Origin of the sequence: Flectobacillus sp. (genome assembly GCF_049240685.1) — a bacterium.
Classification (GTDB): Bacteria; Bacteroidota; Bacteroidia; order Cytophagales; family Spirosomataceae; genus Flectobacillus.
The window spans coordinates 1-5,388 of sequence record NZ_JBMLSD010000394.1 but is presented as its reverse complement, the minus strand read 5'-3'; the positions used below and the strand labels follow the sequence as shown (position 1 = coordinate 5,388).

Here is a 5,388-nt window from a genome sequence, read left to right as displayed (position 1 = left end):
AAATGAGTTAATTGTGTTGGAGTTGGTGGCAAAGGTCTGATTACTGGACAAAATTAAGTTCTCTAGTTCAAGACTTAGTCTTGGACTCATTTTTTAAAAACAGTTTAAAACTGTTTTTAAACATTCATTCAAAAAGTCTAAATACCTTTTCTCTTTTTGTCCAGTAATTAGGGCAAAGGTTTGATTACTGGACAAAATTAAGTTCTCTAGTTCAAGACTTAGTCTTGGACTCATTTTTTTAACAGTTTTAAACTGTTTTTTAAATCATCAGTGAAAAAGGCTATATACCTCAATCTCACTTTCTTGTTTTGTCCAGTAATGAGGTTAACTGTATATCTGTTATTGTAATAAAATCATAATCAATAAACTGTTAACAAATAACGTTTTCCTACTTAGTCAATACATATTCATAATTTCATTAGAATCGGTTTTGGATCTGTGCTTACGGCCTACAGCTTAAAGCCTATTGCGATAAAATTAATTTCTACAAAATATCTTTTTTTATTCTTACCGAAAACTCTTCTAAATCTTGGTCTGTAAAGTCTAAATGGGTTACAAAACGAACTTGGTGCTTGCCAAAAGTGGCTGCTTTGATACCAACCTCAGCCAATTTTTTGACATAGTCAGAAGATAAAATACCATTATCCAAGGTGAAAATTACAATATTGGTATCTACTGGTAACACTTCAAGAACTTCTGATTTTTGAGACATCAATGCACCAATTGCTCTTGCTCGATGATGGTCTTCCGTAAGTCTGTCGATATGATTATCCAAAGCATAAATCCCTGCGGCCGCCAAATATCCTGCCTGACGCCAACCGCCTCCCCAACGTTTACGCACACGACGGGCTTTGGTGATGAATTCTTTCGTTCCCAATAATACAGAACCTACAGGAATACCAAGACCTTTAGAAAGGCAGATAGAAATCGAGTCAAACAGCTCGCCATACTGCTTTGGCGATTCTTTGGTTTCGACCAAGGCATTGAAAATACGTGCTCCATCCAAATGCAATGCCATGTGGTGAGCTTTGCAAATCTCCTTTATTTTTACAATTTCTTGAATATCATAATACGCACCACCGCCTTTGTTTACGGTATTTTCTAATGAAACCAATCGCGAAACAGGATGGTGTAAATTGTCTGGCTGTATGACATCGATGATTTGCTCAGCCGTGATTCGTCCTCTATTGCCCTGAAGTAAATTCACAGATGCAGAGGAGTTGGAAGCAATACCACCACCTTCGTACAGATATACATGCGAAAGGGCGTCACAGATTACTTCATCCCCTTGATTTACATGTACATTAATGGCGATTTGGTTGGTCATTGTACCCGATGTACAGAATAATCCAGCTTCATAACCAAACATTTCAGCGGCTTTGGCTTCCAGCTTTTTGACGGTGGTATCTTCTTCAAAAACATCGTCGCCAACTTCTGCGCTAAACATGGCTTCTAGCATGGCAGGTGTAGGCTTGGTAAATGTATCGCTTCTTAATTCTAAAGGTTTTAGTTCACTCATGGGATTAGTAGTTGATGATAATGTATTGTTTACAAAAATTGCTATCTAGATTTTCGGCAATTTACTTAATTTTGGAGAAGTGAAAAAATAACTACTTCTGTTTCCAAACTCATCAATACCTTGAATCAACTCACTAAAGCTTATCTATGCCTTTTATTAGGCGTGTTTTGTATTGCATGGTCAGCAATATTTGTCAAAATGGCACATGCCCCAGCGCTCACTTCTGGTTTTTACCGATACTTTTTTTGTTTTGTAGGCTTGCTGCCTATCTGGTTAGTAAAAGGTGTAAAAGTACCTTCTGCAAAAACGCTTCGTTGGATTGGTCTAGGTGGACTTTTATTTGTGCTGGATATGTCCTTCTGGAATATTTCTATACTAAAAACTTCGGCTTCTGTTTCTACTTTATTGGCTAATAATGCCTCTGTTTTTGTGGGTTTGGGGGCTATGTTTTTCTTCAAACAATCGCTTTCAAGACGCTATTGGTTTGGATTATGTGTTTCTTTGCTAGGTGTTTTTATTGTAGCAGGCAAAGATTTAGCTCAAAATCAAAGTGTTGGACTTGGGCATCTAATGGCAATTACGGCGGCTATATTTTATGCTGGATATATGCTTGTGACTCAAAAAGTACGCGGAGGAATAGATACGGTCAATTTTATGGCTTGGTCGCTCATACCTTGTTTGATTCTTTCGTGGGGAATTTGTTGGTTTGGTGATTGGCAATTACTCGGTTTTGATACCCAAACTTGGTGGGCTTTTGTAGGAATGGGCATAATTTGCCATCTGGTGGGTTGGTTGTCTATCAATTATGCTTTGGGGCATATTCCTGCGGCGGTGGTGTCACCAACCTTGTTGCTCCAACCCGTTTTGACGGCTGTTATATCTTATTTTTTACTCAACGAAGTTTTAAGAACTGAACAAATAGTAGGTGGTCTGATTGTAATGCTTGGTATTTATTTGGTCAGTAAACGCAATTGAGATTGTAGTCTCTGAACCAAAAGATTGATAAGGCGTTTGGTCAATTCTTCTTCATTTTCTAGAAAAAGTTGATATTCTTCAAGTGTAAAATGCCCTGCAATGATACCTTCAAGGTAATGCTTGAATTTCATATCTCGCTTTACCGAATGACTAATATAGTCTAATTGCTCTTTTTCTGATAGTTTGAAAAAAGCCCCTTTTCTAACTGTAGCATATTGTCTGAAAATAGTGAGTAATAGCTCATTCTGTTGCTTGAGAATAGGTCTGAGCGTTTGGTTCTGAAAGTTTTCTAAAACAGACTCGCTGGGCTGTGTGATGATTTCTGGACGCATAAATACTTTTTTGTACTTTCCAGAGTCTTTACTTCTTGAGAATATTCAGGGAGAAAATGTTAATTTTTCTCCCTGAACTTTTACCTAAAACTGCTTCAAATAAGATATTTTACTAATCAAATGTTGTTCTTGTTGTTTGGTAAAATCTGTACCAGTAAATCCTCTTTGGTTGAATACCAAATAAATGTATGAAAGTGGACGATATTCCCACGAAAATCTAACATTGAAAGTATCTCGATTGTTTTGGGTATTTTTTTGATAAAAACCAATCAATTGTAATCGTGGATTTAGTGCCAAACGTCCTTCTATGCTGTAAAGCTGCACACTTTTAGATTCTTTCAATACGCCTACTTCCTTAAACTCATTGTTTTCAAAACCTAAATTAAAGGACGAATGAGGCGAAGGTGCCAGTCTTAAGCTAAAAGAGGTATAGTTCAAGCTTCCATCATAATATCCTCCTCGTTCGTGGTTAAGGAAATAAGAAATCTTTTTCGACTGGTCGCTACCCAAATAAAGTGTATAGCGATTGTAATTGTATTCAGCAGGTTTGATTTCGATGTCAAGTGGTGCAAAAGATTCGTCGAGTCTTTGATAATAGTTAGCATAAAAAATTCCTGCAAAACCACCAGATTGAAGATTGACCCAAATTGGATTAAAATTAAGTTGACGCTCCTGCAAGTTGCCAGTGGAGGCTTGGTGGTAATATTCAATAAATACCCCAGGCTCGAAGCTACGAACCCATTTGGGCAACCAAGGTTTACGAACGGTCAAATAAAACCCGGGAGTGTTGCTCAGTACATCGTTTCTGGAGACGAAGCCCATTTCGGGATTATAGTTCTTTCCTACATACGACTGTGTGTACCATGCCACAATTTGATTGTTTCGGTAATGAAACTGATTATAGGCCGCTAAGCCCGTATTCGCTTCGTTGGAGTTTTTAGAAAACATCGCCATTGAACTCAACGAAAGCACATTAGACAAGCGGAAGAAGCCGTCTACAGCACCTGTCAGGTTGTTATAATCATTGGTGTTTTTGAGGGTAAAAAGTGCTCCAATACGGTTTTGAGAGCCAATGTTTTCCGAAAATCTTCCTACAAAAAAGTCGGTATTACCAATACTTCCGCCGTCATGCTGACGAATGGCAATGGCGCCAAAATTCCTTTTCTCAGAGCGATAGACCATTCTTGCACCTACTTCAATGGGCACAGGGCGGGCGTTGGCATCTAAGCCAATTCTTCTACTAAAAAATGGTTGAATACGCATAGCACCACCCGCCAAATCTTCGATGGGAGATAGCCCTACACCAAATAAAGAAGCATTTTCAAGAAAAAACTGTCTTCTTTCAGGAAAAAAAACAGAAAATCTTGTCACATTATTAACCTGTCGGTCTGCGTCGGCTTGGGCAAAATCTGTGTTGAAGGTCAGGTCTAAAACCGTATTGGGATTAATCGCCCATTTGATTTCGCCACCAGTTTTGAACGAACCCGAGCCACCTTGCTTTTCATACTCGGAGCCTTTATAATGATCAAAAGCATAGAGCATATAAGGAATAACACGTATATTGGTCACAGAAGGTGGAGGTGCTAAAAGGCTATCCAGGACCCCTGCATATTCCATACGATTGACAGAAAAGGAGCGAGGATAGGGCGACCAAGTGTAGGTAGAATTACTATAGCGACGATTTCTGAAAAAGTTGATTCCCCAAGCGTGTATTTGTTGATTTTTGGGATAGCGCAAAGTTTGCCAAGGAATAGCTATCTCTGCTACCCAGCCTGAGTCTGAGCGAGAAGTGCGTACTCGCCAAAGTCCATCCCAATCTTCGTCGTAGAGGATGTCGTCGAAGGCAAGCAAATCTCGCTGAGTACCGTAAGGGTTGGTAATCATCGTCATGGCATTACGTTTGTCATTGAAACCATCAATAGTTACCCCGAAAGAATCGTGGTTGCGTGGTTCAAAATCTCTACGAAAATCAGGGGCACGTAAAAACTTTTTTCCTAAAGAATCATGACAAATACCAGCGATATACAGAAAATCCTTATTGTAAAGTAGTTTGACCGAAGTGTTTTGTTTGGCTTTTTGACCTTGATGCGGTTCTACCTCAAATTCGAGCCTTACCGAAGGTGCCTTTTCCCATTCTGACTCATCCAATTTGCCATCTATTTTCAAGGGTTTAGTAATGTTCTTTGCAATGGTTTTTTGGCGAGGATGTTGTGGGGTAAAGGTATTTTGTGCTAATATCGATTGGGTGAGAAGCAAAAAACTTCCTAGCTGTAAAAGCTTTAACATATTGATAAAATTTACTTGTTGATGGAAGAAAGAGGTTAATTTTTTGGAAAAACAAAGTTTAAAAAACTCGTTAAAAGGCGCTGTAAATTTGTGTTGAATGGCAATTGAAACAGGGATAATGTACGTATCTGATTTGATTTTAAGTCCATGGGCAAAATAAAATTCAAAATTGTTCTTTGGGCTTTTGGTGGTGGACTTTTGAAAATAGCATGGCTGTGGTTATTTAGAAACATTTTAACACTCATTGCCTTGCGCCTAAACACCTAACCAAAATCT

The 5,388-nt window shown here is 38.5% G+C and carries 4 protein-coding genes; 1 reads left to right on the top strand and 3 read right to left on the bottom strand.

Features of this window, described 5'->3' with window-relative positions:
* Positions 1-484: 484 nt before the first annotated feature.
* Positions 485-1,519 (bottom strand): threonine aldolase family protein, encoded by a 1,035-nt coding sequence (locus tag ACOVQ4_RS18000; protein ID WP_421822003.1) that lies wholly within the window; start codon positions 1,517-1,519, stop codon positions 485-487.
* Between the two features lie 120 nt (positions 1,520-1,639).
* Here ACOVQ4_RS18000 and ACOVQ4_RS17995 point away from each other — a divergent pair, with 120 nt between their 5' ends.
* Complete coding sequence (locus ACOVQ4_RS17995) at positions 1,640-2,494, top strand: DMT family transporter (RefSeq protein ID WP_421822002.1); 855 nt, start codon at positions 1,640-1,642, stop codon at positions 2,492-2,494.
* Here ACOVQ4_RS17995 and ACOVQ4_RS17990 read toward each other — a convergent pair.
* Together ACOVQ4_RS17990 and ACOVQ4_RS17985 are read right to left on the bottom strand one after the other, a co-directional pair.
* Positions 2,470-2,826, bottom strand: a complete 357-nt coding sequence (locus ACOVQ4_RS17990; RefSeq protein WP_421822001.1) for a glyoxalase — start codon at positions 2,824-2,826, stop codon at positions 2,470-2,472. The genes ACOVQ4_RS17995 and ACOVQ4_RS17990 overlap by 25 nt on opposite strands.
* A gap of 84 nt (positions 2,827-2,910) precedes the next feature.
* Positions 2,911-5,112 (bottom strand): DUF5916 domain-containing protein, encoded by a 2,202-nt coding sequence (locus ACOVQ4_RS17985; RefSeq protein ID WP_421822000.1) that lies wholly within the window; start codon positions 5,110-5,112, stop codon positions 2,911-2,913.
* Positions 5,113-5,388 lie beyond the last annotated feature (276 nt).

What these genes read in the sequence shown, in the direction of transcription:
- ACOVQ4_RS18000 (WP_421822003.1), bottom strand. Translation starts at nt 1,519, where the DNA reads ATGAGTGAACTAAAACCTTTAGAATTAAGAAGCGATACATTTACCAAG.
- ACOVQ4_RS17990 (WP_421822001.1), bottom strand. Translation starts at nt 2,826, where the DNA reads ATGCGTCCAGAAATCATCACACAGCCCAGCGAGTCTGTTTTAGAAAAC.
- ACOVQ4_RS17985 (WP_421822000.1), bottom strand. Translation starts at nt 5,112, where the DNA reads ATGTTAAAGCTTTTACAGCTAGGAAGTTTTTTGCTTCTCACCCAATCG.